The following is a 20,385-nucleotide window of genomic DNA, read 5'->3' as shown; positions in this document are numbered from 1 at the left end:
CTTTTTATTATATGTTTTTTAGAAACGTATCCAGTTCTTTTTGATTTTTAAGAGAGATAAATTTGTCTGGATAGGTTTGGCCGATAGTCCGATAGCGTGTGACCTGTCTGGCTTGGCGTCCATCCCAAAGAATCCAACGGATGAATTCCCAGTCAAAGCGTTCAGGGCAGCCTGCTGCCATACTCTCACGGACGCGTCCTTTATAACGGCAGTATCGTTTCCAGGCTCTAAAGAGGCAGTTCCAACGAGAGAAGTTGAGAAAGATAATCTGGTCGGCTTGCTCCATTCTCTCCTCATAGCAGCACCAAGAGTAATTGCCATCAATGACCCAGTCTTTATGGTCACTAAGAAACTGTCTCATCTCACCTTCCATCGTATCTCGGTCACTGTCTATCCAGCCCGGTTGAAATTGAAGGGTATCCATGTGGAGCTTGGGAATGGAGTAGTAGCGAGCTAAGTTTTCAGCCAAGGTGGATTTACCTGAGCCAGAATAGCCGATAATAACGATTTTCATAAGCACCTCTCAAAAAATTAGGCACAAAAAAAGCTCCGGAGAGCTTGATTTTTATGCTGTTCTTGATTAACCAAGTTTCGCTGCAAGACGTGCTTTATCACGGCTAGCTTTGTTCTTGTGGATCAAACCTTTAGTTTCTGCTTTATCGATAGCTGAGCTAGCAGCGCGGTAAAGTTCTTCAGATGGGTTTGCTTCAAAAGCTTTGATTGCAGTACGCATAGCTGATTTTTGAGCTGAGTTTTTTTCGTTTTGTTTAACGTTCAATTCAGCGCGTTTGATAGCTGATTTAATGTTTGCCAAGTTATTCACCTCCATTGATAATCTAACTATCTCATTATATATGAAAAGTTAAGATTTGACAAGCCTAAAATAGCTTTTCCTAAAAAAAGTACCGTTAACAGGCCATTTTATCTAACGTTTGAGATAAATTTCGTCGATTTCATGGTTGGTTGCTTTATGGAGAATCAGATCAGCCCGGTTTCTGGTTGGTTGGATGTAATGTTGCAAGTTGACTAAATTAATGGATTCCCAGACCTGATGGGCCATGCTTAAAACTTCTTCTAGGGGTTGCTCTGTAAATCGATAGTAGTAGTTATTAGGATCATTTTGAGCTAATGCAAGTAGTTTTTGGAAACGATCGATATACCAAGATTCGATATCATCAACTGCGGCATCCACATAGATTGAAAAATCAAAGAAATCGGTCATATAGAGACTGTCATTTTGCGGATTTTGAAAGACATTAATCCCTTCGACAATGACAAAATCAGCCGGTAAAATGGTTTGCTTCTCATCTGGGACAATATCGTATATTTCGTGAGAATAGACAGGGATTTCTACGCTCTTGTTGTTTTTGATTTGATTAAGAAAATCAAGAAGCAATTCCATATCATAGCTTTCTGGAAATCCTTTTCGATTGAGGATCTCTTGTTCTTTTAAGATAGCATTTGGATAGAGGAAACCATCTGTTGTCACCAATTCTACTGTCGAGCCTTCGAAGGTTCGCGACAGCAGGATTTGAAGTAAACGGCTAGTGGTAGATTTTCCAACCGCAACGCTCCCTGAAACCCCAATGATAAAGGGTTGGCGTTCACTCGTTTTTTGAAGAAAAATACCTTTTGAGAAGGCCAAATCTTCTTTGGAACGCTTGTAGATTCCAATTAGGTTTGTCAAAGGCAGGTAGACGTCACGTACATCCTGGAGGTTGATGCGGTCGTTAAAACTTTTAATAGAATTGAGCTCTGTTTGAGAGAGAGGTGGGGTGGTTTTGCGGTGCAAATTTTGCCAAGTTTCACGATTAATTTTTTCAAAATGTAGAAATTCTTTGTCCATATGTCACTCCTATTGTAGTCTTTAGTATACCAATTTTTAGAGGTCGTGTAAACGATTTAAAAAAGGAATGAATTATGATAAAATAACCTTATGAGTAAAATGTATTTCGATGTAAACCCAGATGCAGCCCATGATATTCATGATCTGGCTGTTGTTTTATTGGGGCAAAAGATGAATTTTTATACGGACGCCGGCGTCTTTAGTAAAAAAATGATTGATTATGGAAGCCAGGTGCTCTTATCAACCCTGGTTTTTCAAGAAGGAGAAAGTGTCCTAGATGTTGGCTGTGGCTATGGACCGATCGGCCTCTCTCTAGCTAAAGCCCAGGGAGTCGCTGTGACCATGGTCGATGTTAATGAGCGGGCGCTGGACTTGGCTAAGAAAAATGCCAGCCGAAACGGTGTTGAAGCTCAGATCTTTTCTTCGGATGTCTATGAAGCAGTAGAAGGGGTCTTTGACCATGTGATCAGTAATCCGCCGATCCGAGCTGGTAAGAAAGTGGTCCACCAAGTGATCACCGGTAGTTTTGAACATTTGAAACCAGGTGGAGACTTGACCATTGTCATTCAGAAAAAACAAGGGGCTCCGAGCGCTAAGGCCAAGATGGAAGAGACGTTTGGCAATTGTGAGACCGTAAAAAAAGACAAAGGCTATTATATTTTAAGAAGTGAGAAAGAATCATGAGAGCAGTAGATATCATTCAGAAAAAAAGAGATGGTCTTGCCTTAAACAAGGAAGAAATTGAATGGCTGATTGAGGGCTATGTGGCTGGAACAGTACCAGATTACCAAATGTCCGCTTTTGCTATGGCTGTTTATTTTAAAGGGATGACGACAGAAGAAATCTCTCATATGACCATGAAGATGGTCCAAACAGGGCAACAGTTTGATTTGTCAGCTATTCCAGGGATCAAGGTGGACAAACACTCGACTGGTGGTGTGGGAGACAAGGTGACCTTGGTCTTGGTGCCTTTGGTTGCAAGTTTCGGAGTGCCGGTTGCCAAAATGAGCGGTCGTGGTTTAGGCCACACGGGTGGAACCATCGATAAGTTGGAATCCATTAAAGGCTTCCAGATTGAACGGACCCAAGAGGAATTTATCCAGCAGGTGCAGGAGATCGGCTTATCGGTCATTGGTCAATCCGACCAACTTGTAAAAGCAGACAAACTTTTGTATGCTCTGCGTGATGTGACAGCGACAGTGGATACCATTCCTTTGATTGCTAGCTCCGTTATGAGTAAGAAAATCGCTGCTGGAGCGGATGCTATTCTTTTGGACGTGACGGTAGGCGAGGGTGCCTTCATGAAGAATATTGAGGATGCTCGTCGCTTAGCACGTACCATGGTGGATCTTGGAAATGCAGTGGGTCGGAAAACCATCGCTGTCATTACAGATATGAGCCAACCATTGGGAACCAGTATTGGCAATCGTTTAGAGATTTTGGAAGCCCTGGATATTCTGAAAGGACAGGGGCGCGCTGAAGTCACTGAGTTTATTTGTGAATTAGCGCAAATCATGTTGAAATTGGCCAATGTAGATCAATCGATTGAAGCCATCCTTGAACACTTGACCAATGGTCAAGCTTTAGCGAAGTTTGAAGAAATGGTGGTGGCTCAAGGTGGAGACTTAGAAGATTTGCATCGTCCCGTTAAAGTGGATCAGGTCCTTGAAGTAACAGCGGACCAAGATGGCGTCATTGCTGCTTTACCTGCCATGGAGTTTGGCTTGTTTGCAATGCGATTGGGTGCTGGCCGTGCTGTCAAATCGGATCCCCTCGATTATGAAACAGGAATTGTGTTTGACAAAAAAGTGGGAGAGCGCGTCAAAAAAGGGGAACGTATTGCCCGTATTTTCATGAATGAAAAAAATTCACAAGAAGGCGTTACAGAATTCAAAAAAAATGTTAAAATACTAGAAAGGGCTGAAAGCGTTAAAGAAATTATTGAAATAATATCTTAAGCAGCTCAGGAGATTGTATGAAGTTAAATAAATATATCGATCACACTCTTTTAAAACCAGATGCACAACAAGAACAGATCGAAAAGCTGATCGAAGAAGCCAAGGTTTATGATTTTGCGAGTGTCTGTGTGAACCCGACATGGGTGAATTTTGCGGCTGAGGGCTTGCGCGATTCAGACGTTAAAGTTTGTACCGTCATTGGTTTTCCTTTAGGAGCAAATACACCATTTGTCAAAGCGTGTGAAACAAAAAATGCGATTCAAAATGGTGCCGATGAGATTGACATGGTCATTAATATCGGGGCTCTTAAGTCTAAGAATTTAGCACTAGTTGAGGAAGATATCCAAGCTGTAGTCGAAGCGAGCGGTGATAAGCTCGTCAAAGTCATCATTGAGACTTGTCTCTTAACCGATGATGAAAAGATCGTTGCTTGTCAGATTGCTAAGTCAGCTGGAGCTGACTTTGTGAAGACTTCAACTGGTTTCTCAACTGGAGGAGCAACGGTAGAAGATGTTGCCTTAATGCGTCAAACTGTTGGACCCGACATGGGTGTTAAGGCTTCTGGTGGTGCTCGCTCTTATGAAGATGCTCTTGCTTTTATCGAAGCTGGTGCGACCCGTATTGGGACTTCTTCTGGTGTAGCCATCATGGAAGGAAAGGTGGCTCATGGCGACTACTGAGTTGATTGACTTAGCAGTTGAAGTGAGTAAACAAGCCTATGTGCCTTACTCTCATTTCCCAATTGGAGCTGTACTGCTAACGAAGGATGGAGAAATCTATACAGGGGTCAATATCGAAAATGCCAGTTTTGGTTTAACCAACTGTGGAGAACGGACAGCCATTTTTAAAGCTGTTTCTGAAGGAGCTCGCGATTTCAAAGAGCTCATTATCTACGGGCAAACAGAAAAGCCCATCTCTCCATGTGGTGCTTGTCGCCAGGTCATGGCTGAATTTTTTGAGCCAGACCTTCCTGTAACCTTAGTATCTAAAGATAAATCGACGGTCGTGATGACGGTCAAGGAATTACTTCCATATTCCTTTACAGACCTGACTTAATAGGTCTGTGAGGCGGTCTTTTGACCCTTTCAATACTTCGCAACAATGTTGCACAATAATTTAGGAGGTTCAGTAATGAACAAGAAACAATGGCTAGGCCTTGGTCTAGTAACTGTCGCTGCTATCGGACTTGCAGCATGTGGAAATCGTGCGTCTAAAAAAGATAGCGCAAACTCAGAATCTAAAACAGATTTGAAAGCTGCTATCATTACCGATACTGGTGGTGTGGATGACAAATCATTCAACCAATCTGCTTGGGAAGGTTTGCAAGCTTGGGGTAAAGAAAACGGTCTTTCTAAAGGGAACGGATTTGACTACTTCCAATCAACAGATGAATCTCAATATGCGACAAACCTTGATGAAGCTGTTTCTAACGACTACAAATTGATCTTTGGTGTTGGTTTTGCCTTGAGCGACTCTGTTAAAAAAGCTGCAAAAGACAACCAAGATGTGAACTATGTCATCATCGATGACCGTATTGAAGGACAAAAGAACGTAGCATCTGCTGTTTATGCCGATAACGAAGCTGGTTACCTTGCTGGTATCGCTGCTGCGAAAACTACAAAAACTAAACAAGTTGGTTTTGTAGGTGGTATGGAAAGTGAAGTTATCACTCGTTTCCGCGCTGGATTTGAAGCTGGTGTTAAATCTGTTGACCCATCTATCAAAGTTCAAGTAGACTACGCTGGTTCATTCGGTGACTCTGCTAAAGGTAAAACAATTGCTGCCGCACAATATGCTGCAGGTGCAGACGTTATCTACCAAGTAGCTGGTGGTACTGGTGCAGGTGTCTTCTCTGAAGCTAAAGACTTGAACGAGAAGAAAAATGAAGACGAAAAAGTTTGGGTTCTTGGTGTTGACCGTGACCAAAAAGCTGAAGGTGAATACACTTCTAAAGATGGTAAAAAATCTAACTTTGTATTGGCTTCAAGCTTGAAGAAAGTCGGAGAATCTGTAAAAGACTTGGCTAAGAAAACTGCTGATGGTAAATTCCCTGGCGGTAAAGTGATTACTTATAGCTTGAAAGATGGTGGAGTTGATTTGACAACTGACAACCTTTCTGCAGATGCTAAAAAAGCTGTAGAAGATGCTAAAGCTAAAATCCTTGATGGGTCTCTTAAAGTTCCTGAAAAATAATATTTGATTGGAGCGGCCCTCCCTTTAAGGGCCGTTTCTTTTAAAGTGAGACATTTTTGTCTCAATAAAATCTGTTAGTCGCCTAGCAGATTTTATTGAAATAAAAAATTTTGAAAGGAAACACCCCATGACACATGAATATGTCATCGAAATGCGTGAGATTACCAAAAAATTTGGTGACTTTGTAGCAAATGACAAGATTAATCTTCAGTTGCGCAAAGGTGAAATCCATGCACTTCTTGGAGAAAATGGTGCAGGGAAATCTACCCTGATGAATATGTTGGCTGGTTTGTTGGAACCAACTAGCGGAGACATCGTGGTAAATGGAAAAACTGTTAACCTAGACTCACCTTCAAAAGCAGCTTCTTTAGGAATTGGAATGGTGCACCAACACTTTATGTTGGTTGAAGCCTTCACTGTTGCTGAAAATATCATCCTTGGGTCTGAAACCACTAAACATGGTATTTTGGATCTTAAGAAAGCCAGTCAAGATATCCTTGATTTGTCTAAAAAATATGGCTTAGCAGTGGATCCAAATGCTAAAGTTGAGGATATTTCCGTTGGTGCGCAGCAACGTGTGGAAATCTTAAAGACGCTTTATCGTGGAGCCGACATCCTAATCTTCGATGAACCAACTGCGGTGTTGACACCAGCTGAAATCGAAGAATTGATGACAATCATGAAGAACTTGGCGAATGAAGGAAAATCTATTATCTTGATTACGCACAAGTTGGATGAAATCCGTGCTGTTTCAGACCGCGTAACGGTTATTCGCCGTGGTAAATCGATTGAGACAGTCGAGATTGGTGGAGCTACCAACCAAGACTTGGCCGAAATGATGGTCGGTCGTTCTGTTTCCTTTAAAACGGAGAAAGGTCCTTCTCAACCAAAAGAAGTCGTCTTGTCGATCGAAAACTTGGTTGTAAACGAAAACCGGGGTGTCCCAGCTGTTAAGAATCTTTCACTGGAACTTCGTGCTGGTGAAGTCGTGGGGATCGCAGGGATTGATGGAAATGGTCAGTCTGAATTGATCCAAGCGATTACAGGTCTACGGAAGGTAAAATCTGGTTCAATCAAGATTAAAGGCAAGGATGTTGTAGGACTTCGTCCACGTCAAATCACAGAAATGAAGGTAGGGCACGTCCCTGAAGACCGTCACCGGGATGGATTAGTCCTTGATATGATGATCTCTGAAAACATTGCTCTTCAAACCTATTATAAAGAACCTCTTAGCAAGAATGGTATCTTGAATTATCCAAATATTACCTCTTATGCCAAGAAGTTGATGGAAGAGTTTGACGTTCGTGCAGCCAGTGAAGTGGTACCTGCTAAGGCTCTCTCTGGAGGGAACCAGCAAAAAGCCATTATCGCTCGGGAAATTGATCGTGATCCAGATCTCTTGATCGTTAGTCAGCCGACTCGTGGATTGGACGTTGGAGCGATTGAATATATCCACAAACGTTTGATTCAAGAACGGGATAATGGAAAAGCCGTTCTGGTTGTCAGCTTTGAATTAGATGAAATTTTGAATGTTTCTGACCGTATTGCGGTTATTCATGATGGGAAGATCCAAGGGATCGTAACCCCTGAAACAACGAATAAGCAAGAACTTGGAATCCTCATGGCAGGAGGACAAGTAAAGGAGGGAGCATCAAATGAATAAGAATTTAAAACAAATTGCCGTTCCATTGGTGTCTGTCCTTTTAGGATTGGTCTTGGGTGCCATTATTATGTGGGCCTTCAGCTATGATGCCCTTTGGGGATATGAATTGCTGTTTAAAAAAGCCTTTGGTTCGATTAAGAGTTGGGGAAATATTTCCCGTGCCATGGGGCCACTGATTTTAGTTGCTCTTGGATTTTCAGTAGCTAGCCGGGCCGGCTTCTTTAACGTTGGACTTCCTGGTCAGGCTTTTGCAGGATGGATCATGGCGACTTGGTTTGCCCTGTCCTTCCCAAATATGCCTCGCTTACTGATGATTCCGATGACTGTTTTGATTGCGGCTATCGCAGGTGGATTTATTGGAGCGATTCCTGGTTTCCTTCGTGCCTATCTCGGAACCAGTGAGGTCATCATCACCATTATGATGAACTACATTGTTCTCTATGGTGGGAATGCCTTGATACATAGCTTCCCAGCTTCCTTGATGAAAAACAAGGACTCAACCATTGATGTGGGAGCTAACGCTGTCTACCAGACAGAGTGGCTGCGTAATTTGACGGACAAATCACAAATGAACATCGGGATCTTCTTTGCCATCATCGCAGTGGTGGTCATCTGGTTCTTGATGAAGAAAACAACACTTGGGTTTGAAATCCGTGCCGTTGGTCTCAATGCGAATGCGGCGGAATATGCTGGGATGTCTGCAAAACGGACCATTATCCTTTCTATGATCATTTCTGGTGCTCTTGCTGGTATCGGTGGGGTAGCAGAAGGTCTGGGTATTTACTCGAATGTCTACGTTCAAACCAGCTCGATGAGTGTTGGATTTAACGGAATGGCCGTTGCCCTTCTTGCGATGAATTCACCAATTGGTATTCCATTTGCTGCCTTCTTGTTTGGAGCACTTCAAATTGGGGGAGTTGGTATGAAGCCAGCTGCCATCCCTGAAGAAGTCGTTCAAATTGTGACAGCATCCATTATCTTCTTCGTATGTGCCCACTACATTATCGAAAAGATGATCTCGATGCGTTCAGCTAAAAAAGGAGGAGCAAACTAATGAGTATTGTAACGATTTTAAGTATTCTTGTTTCCTCTATGATTGTGTATGCGGCGCCGCTGATCTTCACAAGTATCGGAGGAGCATACTCAGAACACGCTGGGGTTGTTAACGTTGGTCTAGAAGGAATCATGGTTATGGGAGCCTTCTCAGGTATTATCTTTAACTTGACTTTTGAGCCTGAGTTAGGAAGTTTGACACCATGGTTGTCCTTGATCGTTGCTGCAGGGATTGGAGTACTCTTCTCCTTGATTCACGCGGTGGCAACCATTCATTTCCGTGCTGACCATATCGTCTCAGGTACGGTATTGAACTTGATGGCACCTCCATTGGCCGTCTTCCTTGTTAAAGCGATGTATAACAAGGGACAAACTGATAATATCAAAGTTGCCTTCGGGAAAACATCGATTCCAGTCTTATCTAAAATTCCGGTGATTGGGGATATTTTCTTCAACAATGCCAGCATCATCGGTTGGGTTGCGATTCTCTTTTCATTCTTTGCTTGGTTTATCATGTTCAAGACGAAATTTGGATTGCGTCTTCGTTCAGTTGGTGAACACCCTCAAGCAGCAGATACATTGGGAATCAATGTATATAGAATGCGCTACTTAGGAGTGATGATCTCAGGTGCCCTTGCAGGAATCGGAGGAGCCATTTACGCTCAGTCAGTTTCTGTTAACTTCGCGGTGACTACTATTGTAGGTCCTGGATTTATCGCCCTTGCGGCTATGATTTTCGGGAAATGGAACCCAATCGGGGCCATGCTTGCTAGTCTCTTCTTTGGAGCTTCACAAAGTTTGGCTGTTATCGGGAATCAATTGCCTTTGCTTAAAGGTATCCCATCCATCTACTTGCAAATTGCGCCTTACGTCTTGACCATGGTTGTCTTGGCAGCCTTCTTCGGACAAGCAGTTGCGCCAAAAGCAGATGGTGTTAACTACATTAAATCGAAATAATGCACAGAGAGAGGTTGGGACAAAAGTCCTAGCCTCTCAATTGTTTTTGGATTGTCGAGTAAGACGCAGTGGTTGAGTGGGCTCTACTACGCTGATTTTATCAGCTTTTACAGCCCTACTCAACTGTGCGGAGGTGGGACGACGAAATCGAATTCTAACGAATTACCGATTTCTGTCCCACGCTCTCTTTTGCTTTCTAAAGGCCCCTCATAGTCGCAATTTCTTTAGATTTAGGGTACAATAAGAATACAACTTTACACGTATTGGAGGAGCAGATGTTTAAGTGGATGAGACGCCTGATTGGCATGGTGATCGTTTTATTTATGTTATTAGTGATCTTGTTGGTCCCTGGATCTATTCCTGAAGGGGAGCAGCTGAGAAATGTGCAGGCAGGGAGTTCTTTGATTGAGCTGGCTCAAAATGCTGTTTCAAACGCCTCTGTAAGCACTGAAGGACTCTCAACTGAGCTGAATCTCAATTCTGTGCAATTGAGTCAGGTCGTAAAAACAAGTGCTGGTTCTGCCCTTGACAATTCTGACTATCAAAAGATGGCACTAGGAATGGATGGCAATGACCTTCACGTCAAAGTTCCTGTTTCCTTAGGACCAGTTGATAGCTATTTAGATTTAACTATGACCGGCCAAGTTGAAAACAATGTCATGAGTTTGACCGTTACCGGTGCTAAATTAGGGAAAATGCCCATTCCAAAATTCTTGGTTCTCAACTATTTGAAGGATCAATCCAATCAAAATGGAGGCGGCTTCACAGTGAATGGTGATCAAATCACCCTTGAAATTCCTCAAGCAGGCTATAGTATCTCAAAAGCGAGAGTGGAAAATGGCAATGCTAAGGTAACCGTTAGTATATCCTTGTTTTAAGTCTTTGTAAATGGAGTTGTCATGCTTGTCTTTGAATTTTGTGCAGAGAATTTAACTTATATTGACAAGGCGATTGCTGCTGGGGCAGGTCGCATTGAACTGTGCGACAACTTGGCAGTAGGAGGGACCACACCGAGTATAGGTGTGATCAATGAAGCAATCAAACTGACAAGAGCGAAGTCCGTGGATCTATGTGTCATTATCCGGCCCCGTGGTGGCGATTTTGTCTACACTGATCTGGAAGTCGAAACTATGCTGACGGATATTCGTGCTGCGAAAGAAATAGGGGTTACTTGTTTTGTGCTGGGAGCGTTGACGAGCGATCGAAAGTTGGACCAGAGGGTCATGCAGCTTTTACTAGCAGCCTGTGGAGAGGCAGAGGTAGTCTTTCATATGGCCTTTGATGAGTTAGCTCATACAGATCAGCTAGAAGCGATTGAGTGGCTTTCTGATCAGGGTGTGGCCCGCATTTTAACACGAGCCGGAAGTCCAGGTGACCCACTAGAGCAACGTTTTGTACACTATCATCGTTTATTAGATGCGGCTAAGGGAAAGATTCAGATCCTGCCAGGTGGAGGTGTGACCCTTGACAATCGTCAGCTCTTTTTGGAGCAATTGGGCGTTTGTCAACTGCATGGCACGCGCATCGTGTTTTAAAGAAGAATCGATTGCTGCTTTAGGTAGTTTTGAGGATCTGTTATCAAGGTTGGGGACGTTGTTTCCAGCCTCTTCTAGTGCAAAAATGAATAAGGGAGAGAAAATGTTTTTAGAGCATTATTTTGACCGGTACACCTTTCAGCCAGAAAAGGGATTGGCTTATGGATTTGAAAAGAGAGAAGCAGGTTATGAGTACCAGTGTCCCGTCTTATCGGACACTTTTCTCTTAAAAGTCAGAGTCTGCGACCAGAAGATTTCTTTTCAGGTCTATGATCAGGATACAGGAGACGAGTACATCCAGATCCATCAGGAACAGCTACAAGGAAATTTCGTTGGCCAAGTCAGGGAAGCCTGTCAGGAATGTCTCGCAAGAATCCGGCAAGCTTGTTTTGAGGTAGAAGAATTTCTCTATCCTCAAGCCAAGCGTCTCATGGCCTATATCTCCCTGCACTATCAGGGGACGATTGAGTATTTGTGGGAGAGATCTCCGGAATCGGGTGCCATTCGCCACCGAGACACTCTCAAGTGGTATGGTGTCTTTATGACCATTGATTGGAAAAAACTGGATGCTAGCAAGTCTGGGAAAATAGAAGTTTTGAATGTCAAGTCTGATCAAGTAGCCCATTTCATCCAGCAGAAGGGGATTTATCCAGCTTTTCATATGAATAAAAAATATTGGGTGAGTATCCCGCTCGATGGAACAATTGCTGATGAGGAGTTGTTTGCTCTAGTGGATAGTAGCTGGCGGCTCACCAAAAAGGGGAAATAAGATGCATCTGTTGAGGAAATTATCTTGGTTTTTTAAATTAGAGAAGAAGCGTTACTTCATCGGGATAGGGGCCTTGATCTTGGTTAGTTTTTTAAATCTCATTCCTCCAAGAATCATGGGACTTGTGATCGATTTGATCGATAAAAGAAGGTTGACACTGAGTCAGTTGGTCGTGAATATTGGATTTCTAGTCCTAGCAGCCCTTGCCATGTATGGACTTCGTTTTGTCTGGAGACGCTATATTTTTGGGACGGCTAATAAGTTAGCTCGGATTTTGCGTTACCGTTTGTTCAAGCACTTTACGCTCATGTCACCGTCTTTTTATCAGCGTTATCGGACAGGGGATCTCATGGCCCATGCTACCAATGATATCAATGCGGTAACCATGTTTGCCGGTGGTGGGGTTATGTCTGCAGTGGATGCTTCTGTCACAGCCTTGGTGACCCTGGTCAGCATGTTTTTCATGATTGATTGGCGCTTAACCCTCTTAGCTATTTTGCCCCTACCAGTTATGGTAGTAGTGACTTCAGCCATTGGACGCAAAAATCACCAAGCCTTCAAAGAAGCTCAAGAAGGCTTCTCGGCGCTCAACAACTTTGTGCAGGAATCAGTATCAGGAGTCAAGGTAACCAAATCCTTTGGTTTTCAGTCAGATGAGATTCAGGCTTTTGAAAAGACCAATCAAATGGTCTTTTCAAAGAATATGACTTCCGCCAGTTACAATGCCTTGTTTGATCCGACCACTCTTCTTTTTGTTGGTCTCTCTTATGTCTTGACCCTATATTTCGGGGGCCTTTTTGTGCAGGAAGGAAGCTTGACAGTTGGACAAATCGTAACCTTTATCACCTATCTCAATATGCTCGTGTGGCCCCTTCAAGCCATGGGCTTCTTATTTAATATTAGTCAGAGGGCTAGCGTCTCGTATGACCGAATTGAGACACTTTTAGCAGAAACACCTGAAATCCAAGATCCAAACCATCCAGTCAGAGACATTCAAAATGGAGATTTGGAATATGACATTAAAGAATTCGCCTACGAGAAAGAGCCTGTTCTTGAAAAGGTTACATTTCATTTAGAAAAAGGACAAACCCTTGGAATTGTGGGTCCAACTGGATCTGGAAAGACCACCTTGTTGCGTCTCTTACTCAGAGAGCATGACTTGGATCAGGGAGATATCTTTCTAAATGGAATCTCCATCAAAGATTATCGTTTGGAAGATCTGCGTAGTTTGATCGGCTATGTTCCTCAAGATCAGATTCTCTTTGCTATGACTATTCGCGAGAATGTTGCTTTTTCGGATCCGCAGATCAAGGAAGAAGAGTTGATAAAAGCGCTAAGAACCTGTGGGGTCTATGAGGATGTCTTGGCTATGCCAGACCAGATGGAGACTGTGCTTGGAGAGAGAGGGGTCTCTCTTTCTGGCGGGCAAAAGCAACGGATTGCCATGAGTCGCGCTTTGGTCATGAATCCTGAGATCTTGCTTCTGGATGATTCCCTCTCTGCAGTAGATGCGAATACGGAGCACCAGATCATCGAAAATATGAAGCAGGAACGCAAGGGGAAAACAACCATGATCACAGCCCATCGCTTATCCGCTATCGTTCATGCGGATTTGATTCTGGTAATGGAGAATGGTCAAATCAAGGAGCGCGGAAATCACGAGGAATTAATGGCTCAAAAAGGTTGGTACTATGAAACCTACCAAGCCCAACAATTATCAGAAGAAATGGAGGGAAAGCTCAATGAAAACATCTGAAGCTCGTGTGATGACGCGGCTCTTGGCTTATATGTGGCGCTATAAATGGCTCACGGCTTTGGCCTTAGTCTTTACCCTTTTGACCAGCCTTTTATTGACAGCGATCCCTCTAGCGGCACGCTGGTATATTGACCACCTAGTCGATCCAACGGAAGCCGGCTCTCCAGTACTGACAGCTTTTCAGTTTCTCATTCTCTACTATGGCTTATTCATTGGGCGCGTGCTGGCAACTTATCTGAGTCAGTTAACCTTTGCGCGTGTATCCAATTCTATCGTAAGAGACATTCGTCTAGATATTTTCCAAAATCTTCAAAGGCTGGGTATGTCCTTTTATGACCAGACAGCAGCAGGTTCGATTGTTTCTCGAGTGACCAATGATACCCAGGCAGTCGCAGATATGTTTTCTACGGTCTTTTCAAGCCTGGTTTCATCCTTTTTACTCTTTCTAGTCACCCTGGTAACCATGTTTAGCTTGGACTGGCATTTGACCATTTGGATCCTGCCTTTTCTTCCCATCATTTGGTTTTCCATCCGTCTCTATCGCAAGTTATCCAATCGCTTGGTCAAGATGACCCGACAAAAATTATCAGATATCAATGTGAAATTATCGGAATCCATTGAAGGAATGCGGATCGTGCAGGCCTTTCGTCAAGAAAAGCGCTTGACGGATGAATTCGAACAGATTAATGGGGAACATTTGGACTATGCCAACCGATCTGTAGATGTCAATTCCCTCTTTTTGAGGCCAGCTATGACCCTGTTACAGGTCCTGGCTTATGCGGTTATTCTAACCTTTTTCGGCTTAAATTGGCGTAACTCTGGCTTTACAGCCGGTCTTATCTATGCCTTTATCCAGTATGTTAGCCAGCTTTTCCAACCCTTGATTGATGTTACGCAGAACTTTGCTACCTTGCAGACCTCAACCATTTCTGCAGGTCGTGTCTTTGAAATGATGGATCGAGACGACTATGATCCCAAGCAAGCTGGTAGCCTGAAAGAAATTGAGCGGGGAGATATTCGTTTTGAGCATGTATCTTTTTCTTATGATGGCAAACGGGATGTCCTAAAAGAGATCTCCTTTGAGGTCAAAAACGGACAAACCATCGCTTTTGTTGGCCATACTGGTTCTGGTAAATCCTCTATTATCAATCTCTTCATGCGCTTTTATGAATTTGATCGTGGCCAGATCTTGATTGATGGACAGGATATCAAGGACTACAGCCAGGAAGCCTTGCGCAAGTCCATTGGTCTAGTGTTGCAGGAACCCTTCCTCTATCATGGAACCATTGCTTCTAATATCCGAATGTATCATGAAGAACTGACAGATGAGGAAATCCGACAAGCAGCTGCATTTGTGGATGTAGCAGACTTTATTGAGAGTCTACCTGGTGGCTATGATCATCCGGTAACAGAGCGGGGTTCTACCTTATCGACCGGTCAGCGTCAGCTTCTGGCTTTTGCCCGAACGATTGCTGCCCAGCCTAAGATCCTCATTTTGGATGAGGCCACTGCCAATATCGACCAAGAGACGGAAGAGATGATCCAAAATTCTCTGAAGAAGATGCGCCAAGGGCGGACAACCATTGCCATTGCCCATCGCCTTTCTACCATCCAAGATGCCGATTGCATCTATGTTCTCGATAAAGGAAAAATCATCGAATCAGGCAACCACGACCAACTCATTGCTCTAGGAGGAACGTATAAGAAAATGTATGACCTCCAGGCTGGTATGATGAAATAAGGATAAACAAGGTCTAAATGCAAATTTAACCTTGTTTTTCTTTCTTGAAAGCTGTAAAATAAAGAAAAGAACAGAAAAAGGGAGCATAAACCATGTCAAACGATCTGATCATGATGGGAGTTGTCATTGTCTTATTTGGACTCTATTTCACCCTTCAAGTTGAGCTCAATAAAGTCAGAAATCAATTTACCTACTATCTTCTAAAACCAGGTAGTATTTCAAAGGAACAAAGAGAGAAGTACCTCAAAGAACCAGAGATGGAAGCGATTCGCCTGATTCGCCTCGATTATCGGATCGGCCTTCAAAATGCCAAACTTGTTTATGAGCAATTGAAGAAATAAGAAAGACCCTCGTATAGTCTATACGAGGGTTTCTCTTTTAAAAAAAGGCGTAAGCTTTGGTAAAACATTGCCCACATCTGCCGATTTGATCTTGGCGAGTTGATAAGGACAAGAAGTGATGTAGGCTGCTTCAAAGAAATCAAGCGGGAGTCCACTGTGTTTTAAGGCAGCAAGAGATTGAACTTGGTCGAGTTCTAGAAGGATCCCATCGTGGGTCAGGGTCAGATGAGGGAGAAGAGGAGACTGGGCCATTAAGGTCTTTAGACTGGCTTCTTCCTCTTTTTTTCTGGCTAGGAGTCGCTTTTTATTGGTCAGATACATACCGTTATCAATGTAGAGACTCAAGGCCTTTTGCATGATCAGATTGCTATCATAGTCCAGGATCGTCTTATAGGTCAAGAACGGCTTAAGAAGGGCTTGGGGAAGGATCATGGAAGTGATGCGAAGAGCAGAAAAGAGATTGGTCGAAAAAGACTTGATATAGATGACCCGGTCCTTTTGATCCAAATAATGAAAAGATGGAGCATTGCTGCCATCAAGATCTCCCAAATAGTCGTCCTCAACAAGGTAGACATCATATTGGTCAGCTAGTTGCAAGATCGCTTCTTTCTGCTTGGTCAAATAGCTATGACCAAGCGGATAGTGAAAACGAGGGATCGTGTAGAAGAATTTGATATGGCCACTTTTGAAAATCTCTTCAAGTTCCTCGAGATCAATCCCCGTTAAATTACGTTGAATGGTACGGTAGGCAAGTTGCTGCGAATCTAGGAGTTGGTTCATCCGATGATAAGTCGGTTGCTCGATCAAGATCTGAGACTTTTTATTGGGAAAGTCAATCTGGCTGAGGATATTAAGTGCCTGCTGAGTACCAGCAGTCAAAACAATCTGATCTGAAGTCGTATAAATACTTTCTTCCTTTAATAAGCCTTGAATCGATTGGCGTACTTCGAGTAAGCCTGCTTGGTCCGAAAAGTTATTAAAGAGATAATTCTCCCGACCAATCAAGGTTTCATTGATACAGGTCCGGAAGTCCTCGAAAGCCTGGTTGCGGTCTTTCTCTAATTTTAGTGGAATATCCTCATGTCGATCAGGTTCTTGCTCCAAAACATAGTAGCCACTTTGAGGCTTAGCATAGAGGAAGTGCTGGTAAGTCAAGTCCAGCAAGGCCCGTTGCACTGTGTCCTTACTACAAGAAAATTGACTAGCTAGCTGGCGAACGGAGGGAATTTTCTGTCCAGTTTCTAGTTCTCCATCTTGAATAGCTTTTTTTAGTACATGAATGATTTGTTGGTATTTGCTTGTCTTCATCCTGCCTGTCCCCATACAGTTTTTTACTATTGTACAGAAAAAATCACAAAAAAACCACTCATAAGAGTGGTGAGCGTATCACATAAAGTAAACGATGGCTAAATACTGAAGCGCAGAAGCTGCCAGGATGAAGAGGTGCCAAATCATGTGGAAGTATGGTTTTTTCTTGGCATAAAAGCCAGCTCCAACCGTGTAGCACAGACCGCCCATGAGCATGAGACCCCAGAAGATCGGATTGGTTTGGCTAATGATTTGGGGAATAATAAAGATGACCAACCAGCCCATGATCAAGTAAAGAGCGAGACTGAACTTTTCATTGACTTTTTTGGCAAAGATCTTGTAGAGAATACCAAAGATGGTGGTCCCCCATTGGATCAAGATAATGCTGTAGCCCATCCAGTTGTTCATCAAGGTAAGGACAACCGGTGTGTAACTACCTGCGATCGCAATGTAGATCATGGAATGGTCGATAATACGAAGCACATACTTTTGAGGCGAATCGTAAGACATAGCATGGTAGACGGTCGAAGACAGAAACATCAAAAAGAGACTGATCACAAAGATAGAAGTCCCAAAAGCACTGAGCAGACCGTGTTGTTCAAAGCTATAGACTGCTGAGATCGGAAGTAAGATCAACATGAGGAGGGCGCCAACAGCATGGGTTACGCTATTTGCGATCTCTTCTCCAAAGGATAATTTTTTACTTAGTTTCATGGTGTAATTCATCAGTTTCTTCCTCCGTTTTTACTGGTTGAATATAAGATAGGGTTTCTAGATAAAGTTGAACGGTCTGACAGGCAGAGCGAATGATAGGAGCGATCGGCTCTTTTTGCTCATTGAGATAAGCGACAAAGCTATTATAGAGAAGATCTGAACTCGCCTGGTCCTGCAAGAAATTTAAGGTAGAAGCGATCTCCTGAATAGAAAAGACCGTTTTTAAGGTTGTAATAGCGATTAAGCGAGCCACCTGTCTACGCTGGTATTTCTTCTTATCTGGTTTTTCGACATAGCCATGTTTTACGTAATTGTTGATCATGGCAGCCGTCAAGCCCTTGTCTGAAGAAGAGAGAACAGGTGCACAGGTTTTATTGACATAAAGTAGGACCTGATCAAGATAGAGGTCTAGTTCAGGTAGTTGCTCCCACGTTGGATAGGAAAAAGTGGACACGAAATCTTCACCTTTCTTTTATCTAGTTTTCATAACTAGATAATAACATTAATAAAAACTCCTGTCAAGAAAATTTTAAAAATATGGTACAATAGACCTATGAAACTATTAATTCCATCCGCTAAAGAACTGAACGAACAGGCTCGTATCGTCGAGCCCCAACCCTTGTCAGAGAACACAAAAACCATTCTCCAAGCTTTGAAGCAATTCTCGCTAGAAGAATTAGCGACCTTTTACGGGATCTCAGAAGAAAGAGCCCTAGTAGAAAAAGAAAGAATTGAGGCTCTGATAGATGGGAGTGCTAAAACCTATCCTGCTTTGGAACTGTTTGATGGCCTTATGTACCGTAGTATCGAGCGTCAAGACTTATCTGAAAAAGAGCAGGCTTATCTTCAGGAACATTTGTTGATCACGACTGCTTTATACGGTGTGCTACCTGCCTATGAAGGGATTGCGCCCCATCGCTTGGATTTTATGATGAAGCTAAAACCAGCTGGAAAATCTCTAAAGGCATTCTGGAAAGAGGACTATGATCAGGCAGTAGAAGGTGAGGAGCAGATCTTATCCCTTTTGTCTTCTGAGTTTGAACAGGTCTTTTCAAAAGCCATTCGTGAGCGAATGATTCGGATCAAATTTATGGAGAATCGTGGTGGGACACTAAAGATTCACTCAACGATTTCAAAGAAAGCACGTGGGGCCATGGTGACAGCTATGATGAAGGAAGAAATCACCCATCTAGAAGATCTGAAATCACTAGAAGTAGCAGGTTTTTCTTATCGTGAGGATTTATCGCAAGAGAAAGAATGGATCTTTGTGAAAGAATAAATAAAAATATTCCTGAGAAGCGTCAGGAATATTTTTTTGATCTGTTAGATAAAGAGAATGCACGATGAAAACTCCAAAATAGAGGATTTTGGAGTCAGAATCGTCTTGAGCAGTAGGCTTAGGCGATATGTTTGAATTTCTTCAAGAGTTCTGTCAACTCAGCTTGCTCGCCACTATTAAAGACTTGCATCAAGCGTTGAATATTTTTGATATGATCTGGAAGAGCTTCTTCGATCTTTTTACGACCGGCATCTGTAATAGATACAAGATAAGCACGGCGGTCTTCTGGATCGGTTTCGCGTGTAATCCAACCATCGCGGACCATATTGCGAATAACCACAGTCATATTTCCAGAGGTCGCAAGAATGCTATCAATCAGATCTTGAATGCGGAGATCGCCCTTGCTGTACAAGGTCTCAAGAACAGAGAATTGAGTTGGTGTCAACTGGTGCTTTTTAAAGATATGAGCCTCAGACGCACGGATCAATCGTTCTGCCTTGTGGAAGACGATCATGGTTTTTAAATCTACGTTTGCTTCTTTGAATAATCTCTTTAAATTTTCCATATCTATATTTTATCAATAAATAGTGTTTCTGTCGTTTAATTTTATTTTCAAATTAGTTACAAAATTGTGACAAATTTATTGAACTATGAACATAAAATATACAAGGTGTTAATTTTAGTTTGTTTATCAAACAATTTTATACTAAAACATTGTAATAGGTATGAAATATTAGTAACAATTCTTTCTTGAAAATCTATAGAATTCTAGGTGGCTTTGGTGTATAATGGGGGAGTGAAACAGAAAAATAATCTTTTTATAATATGGCAACATATAATAGGAATCTGTATCTTAGTATTGACGATCCTTTTTTCTTGGCTATTTCTTGCTGAAAAAACTTCTGATCACATGCAGGATCAAATGGCGCAAGCAAGAAAAATAGCTCTGTCTCACTCTTCGATTGCTACCATTGAGACGGAGAGTTTCTTTCATGGCAAAGAAGCGTATCTTTCCTTTATTGGAAAGGACCAAGAGGGGCAAGGACTAGCGGTTTTGGTGGCGCAGGCGGATGATGCAGTCTATACCTACCCTTTGAAAGAAGGAGTTAGCTCCAAAGAGGCAGCTTCTGTCGTCAAAGAGAAGAGTCAGGACGCGATTGATCGGGTAACTTTTGGACGCTTTAAAGGCAAACCGATCTGGGAAGTCAAGGCCGGGAGCTCCTATTATGTGGTGGATTTTAAGACTGGAAAAGTCACCGGTGTTTTTTAGGA

General features: G+C 42.7%; 23 protein-coding genes. 16 read left to right on the top strand and 7 right to left on the bottom strand.

What is annotated here, in order from left to right; translation table 11 throughout:
- Positions 1 to 7: 7 nt before the first annotated feature.
- The 3 genes from I2E70_RS02915 to coaA all read right to left on the bottom strand — a co-directional run bounded on the left by I2E70_RS02915 (position 8) and on the right by coaA (position 1,846).
- Positions 8 to 514, bottom strand: a complete 507-nt coding sequence (locus tag I2E70_RS02915; RefSeq protein WP_195423335.1) for a DNA topology modulation protein — start codon at positions 512 to 514, stop codon at positions 8 to 10.
- Positions 515 to 580: 66 nt separating this feature from the next.
- Positions 581 to 829 (bottom strand): 30S ribosomal protein S20, encoded by a 249-nt coding sequence (rpsT, locus tag I2E70_RS02910; protein ID WP_003007640.1) that lies wholly within the window; start codon positions 827 to 829, stop codon positions 581 to 583.
- 96 nt (positions 830 to 925) lie between these two features.
- A complete protein-coding gene (gene coaA, locus I2E70_RS02905; RefSeq protein WP_003007638.1) occupies positions 926 to 1,846 on the bottom strand; it encodes a type I pantothenate kinase in 921 nt (306 codons plus the stop codon).
- Positions 1,847 to 1,936: 90 nt separating this feature from the next.
- On the opposite strand from coaA, the gene I2E70_RS02900 reads away from it, so the two are divergent.
- The 14 genes from I2E70_RS02900 (at position 1,937) to I2E70_RS02835 (ending at position 15,812) form a co-directional block, all read left to right on the top strand.
- Entirely contained in the window at positions 1,937 to 2,530 is a 594-nt protein-coding gene (locus I2E70_RS02900; protein WP_129299186.1) for a class I SAM-dependent methyltransferase, read from the top strand.
- Positions 2,527 to 3,804 carry a pyrimidine-nucleoside phosphorylase gene (locus I2E70_RS02895; RefSeq protein WP_129299187.1) on the top strand — a complete coding sequence of 426 codons (1,278 nt, stop codon included), beginning with the start codon at positions 2,527 to 2,529 and terminating at the stop codon, positions 3,802 to 3,804. Before I2E70_RS02900 ends, I2E70_RS02895 begins: the two co-directional genes overlap by 4 nt.
- A gap of 17 nt (positions 3,805 to 3,821) precedes the next feature.
- Complete coding sequence (deoC, locus tag I2E70_RS02890; protein WP_195423333.1) at positions 3,822 to 4,484, top strand: deoxyribose-phosphate aldolase; 663 nt, start codon at positions 3,822 to 3,824, stop codon at positions 4,482 to 4,484.
- Entirely contained in the window at positions 4,471 to 4,860 is a 390-nt protein-coding gene (locus I2E70_RS02885) for a cytidine deaminase (RefSeq protein WP_070466087.1), read from the top strand. The genes deoC and I2E70_RS02885 overlap by 14 nt, the downstream gene beginning before the upstream one ends.
- A 75-nt stretch (positions 4,861 to 4,935) precedes the next feature.
- Positions 4,936 to 5,997, top strand: coding sequence for a BMP family lipoprotein (locus I2E70_RS02880; RefSeq protein WP_031573707.1), 1,062 nt, complete (start codon positions 4,936 to 4,938; stop codon positions 5,995 to 5,997).
- A 127-nt stretch (positions 5,998 to 6,124) separates the two neighbouring features.
- Complete coding sequence (locus tag I2E70_RS02875) at positions 6,125 to 7,660, top strand: ABC transporter ATP-binding protein (RefSeq protein ID WP_023918304.1); 1,536 nt, start codon at positions 6,125 to 6,127, stop codon at positions 7,658 to 7,660.
- Positions 7,653 to 8,714, top strand: a complete 1,062-nt coding sequence (locus I2E70_RS02870) for an ABC transporter permease (RefSeq protein ID WP_003007621.1) — start codon at positions 7,653 to 7,655, stop codon at positions 8,712 to 8,714. Before I2E70_RS02875 ends, I2E70_RS02870 begins: the two co-directional genes overlap by 8 nt.
- Complete coding sequence (locus I2E70_RS02865; protein ID WP_021153355.1) at positions 8,714 to 9,670, top strand: ABC transporter permease; 957 nt, start codon at positions 8,714 to 8,716, stop codon at positions 9,668 to 9,670. The genes I2E70_RS02870 and I2E70_RS02865 overlap by 1 nt, the downstream gene beginning before the upstream one ends.
- 275 nt (positions 9,671 to 9,945) lie before the next feature.
- Positions 9,946 to 10,548: a hypothetical protein gene (locus tag I2E70_RS02860; protein WP_024055989.1), complete on the top strand. Its 603-nt coding sequence runs from the start codon at positions 9,946 to 9,948 to the stop codon at positions 10,546 to 10,548.
- Between the two features lie 21 nt (positions 10,549 to 10,569).
- Complete coding sequence (locus tag I2E70_RS02855; protein WP_024055988.1) at positions 10,570 to 11,205, top strand: copper homeostasis protein CutC; 636 nt, start codon at positions 10,570 to 10,572, stop codon at positions 11,203 to 11,205.
- Between the two features lie 103 nt (positions 11,206 to 11,308).
- A complete protein-coding gene (locus I2E70_RS02850) occupies positions 11,309 to 11,974 on the top strand; it encodes an MmcQ/YjbR family DNA-binding protein (RefSeq protein WP_024055987.1) in 666 nt (221 codons plus the stop codon).
- A gap of 1 nt (position 11,975) precedes the next feature.
- Positions 11,976 to 13,730: an ABC transporter ATP-binding protein gene (locus I2E70_RS02845; RefSeq protein ID WP_024055986.1), complete on the top strand. Its 1,755-nt coding sequence runs from the start codon at positions 11,976 to 11,978 to the stop codon at positions 13,728 to 13,730.
- Positions 13,717 to 15,471 (top strand): ABC transporter ATP-binding protein, encoded by a 1,755-nt coding sequence (locus I2E70_RS02840; RefSeq protein ID WP_195423331.1) that lies wholly within the window; start codon positions 13,717 to 13,719, stop codon positions 15,469 to 15,471. Before I2E70_RS02845 ends, I2E70_RS02840 begins: the two co-directional genes overlap by 14 nt.
- 92 nt (positions 15,472 to 15,563) lie before the next feature.
- Complete coding sequence (locus I2E70_RS02835; RefSeq protein ID WP_024056003.1) at positions 15,564 to 15,812, top strand: hypothetical protein; 249 nt, start codon at positions 15,564 to 15,566, stop codon at positions 15,810 to 15,812.
- Positions 15,813 to 15,830: 18 nt separating this feature from the next.
- Here the strand turns inward: I2E70_RS02835 and I2E70_RS02830 are convergent, their stop codons facing one another.
- From I2E70_RS02830 to I2E70_RS02820, 3 genes are all read right to left on the bottom strand, one after another.
- Entirely contained in the window at positions 15,831 to 17,135 is a 1,305-nt protein-coding gene (locus tag I2E70_RS02830; RefSeq protein WP_195423329.1) for a PLP-dependent aminotransferase family protein, read from the bottom strand.
- A gap of 63 nt (positions 17,136 to 17,198) precedes the next feature.
- The gene (trhA, locus tag I2E70_RS02825) at positions 17,199 to 17,846 is read right to left on the bottom strand and encodes a PAQR family membrane homeostasis protein TrhA (RefSeq protein ID WP_003014710.1); all 648 of its coding nucleotides are present in this window, start codon (positions 17,844 to 17,846) and stop codon (positions 17,199 to 17,201) included.
- Complete coding sequence (locus I2E70_RS02820; protein ID WP_003011421.1) at positions 17,821 to 18,288, bottom strand: DUF1836 domain-containing protein; 468 nt, start codon at positions 18,286 to 18,288, stop codon at positions 17,821 to 17,823. Before I2E70_RS02820 ends, trhA begins: the two co-directional genes overlap by 26 nt.
- A gap of 99 nt (positions 18,289 to 18,387) precedes the next feature.
- Between I2E70_RS02820 and yaaA the strand changes: the two genes are divergently transcribed.
- A complete protein-coding gene (yaaA, locus tag I2E70_RS02815) occupies positions 18,388 to 19,113 on the top strand; it encodes a peroxide stress protein YaaA (protein WP_195423326.1) in 726 nt (241 codons plus the stop codon).
- A gap of 118 nt (positions 19,114 to 19,231) precedes the next feature.
- Here yaaA and I2E70_RS02810 read toward each other — a convergent pair whose 3' ends face one another.
- Positions 19,232 to 19,678, bottom strand: coding sequence for a MarR family winged helix-turn-helix transcriptional regulator (locus I2E70_RS02810; protein WP_003001765.1), 447 nt, complete (start codon positions 19,676 to 19,678; stop codon positions 19,232 to 19,234).
- A gap of 207 nt (positions 19,679 to 19,885) precedes the next feature.
- Between I2E70_RS02810 and I2E70_RS02805 the strand changes: the two genes are divergently transcribed.
- A complete protein-coding gene (locus tag I2E70_RS02805; RefSeq protein ID WP_195423324.1) occupies positions 19,886 to 20,383 on the top strand; it encodes a DUF5590 domain-containing protein in 498 nt (165 codons plus the stop codon).
- Positions 20,384 to 20,385 lie beyond the last annotated feature (2 nt).

The sequence above is a fragment of the Streptococcus parasanguinis genome, from assembly GCF_015556095.1.
Lineage (GTDB): Bacteria > Bacillota > Bacilli > Lactobacillales > Streptococcaceae > Streptococcus > Streptococcus parasanguinis_Q.
The sequence above is the reverse complement of the archived record's forward strand: the minus strand, read 5'-3'. Positions and strand labels throughout refer to the sequence as shown.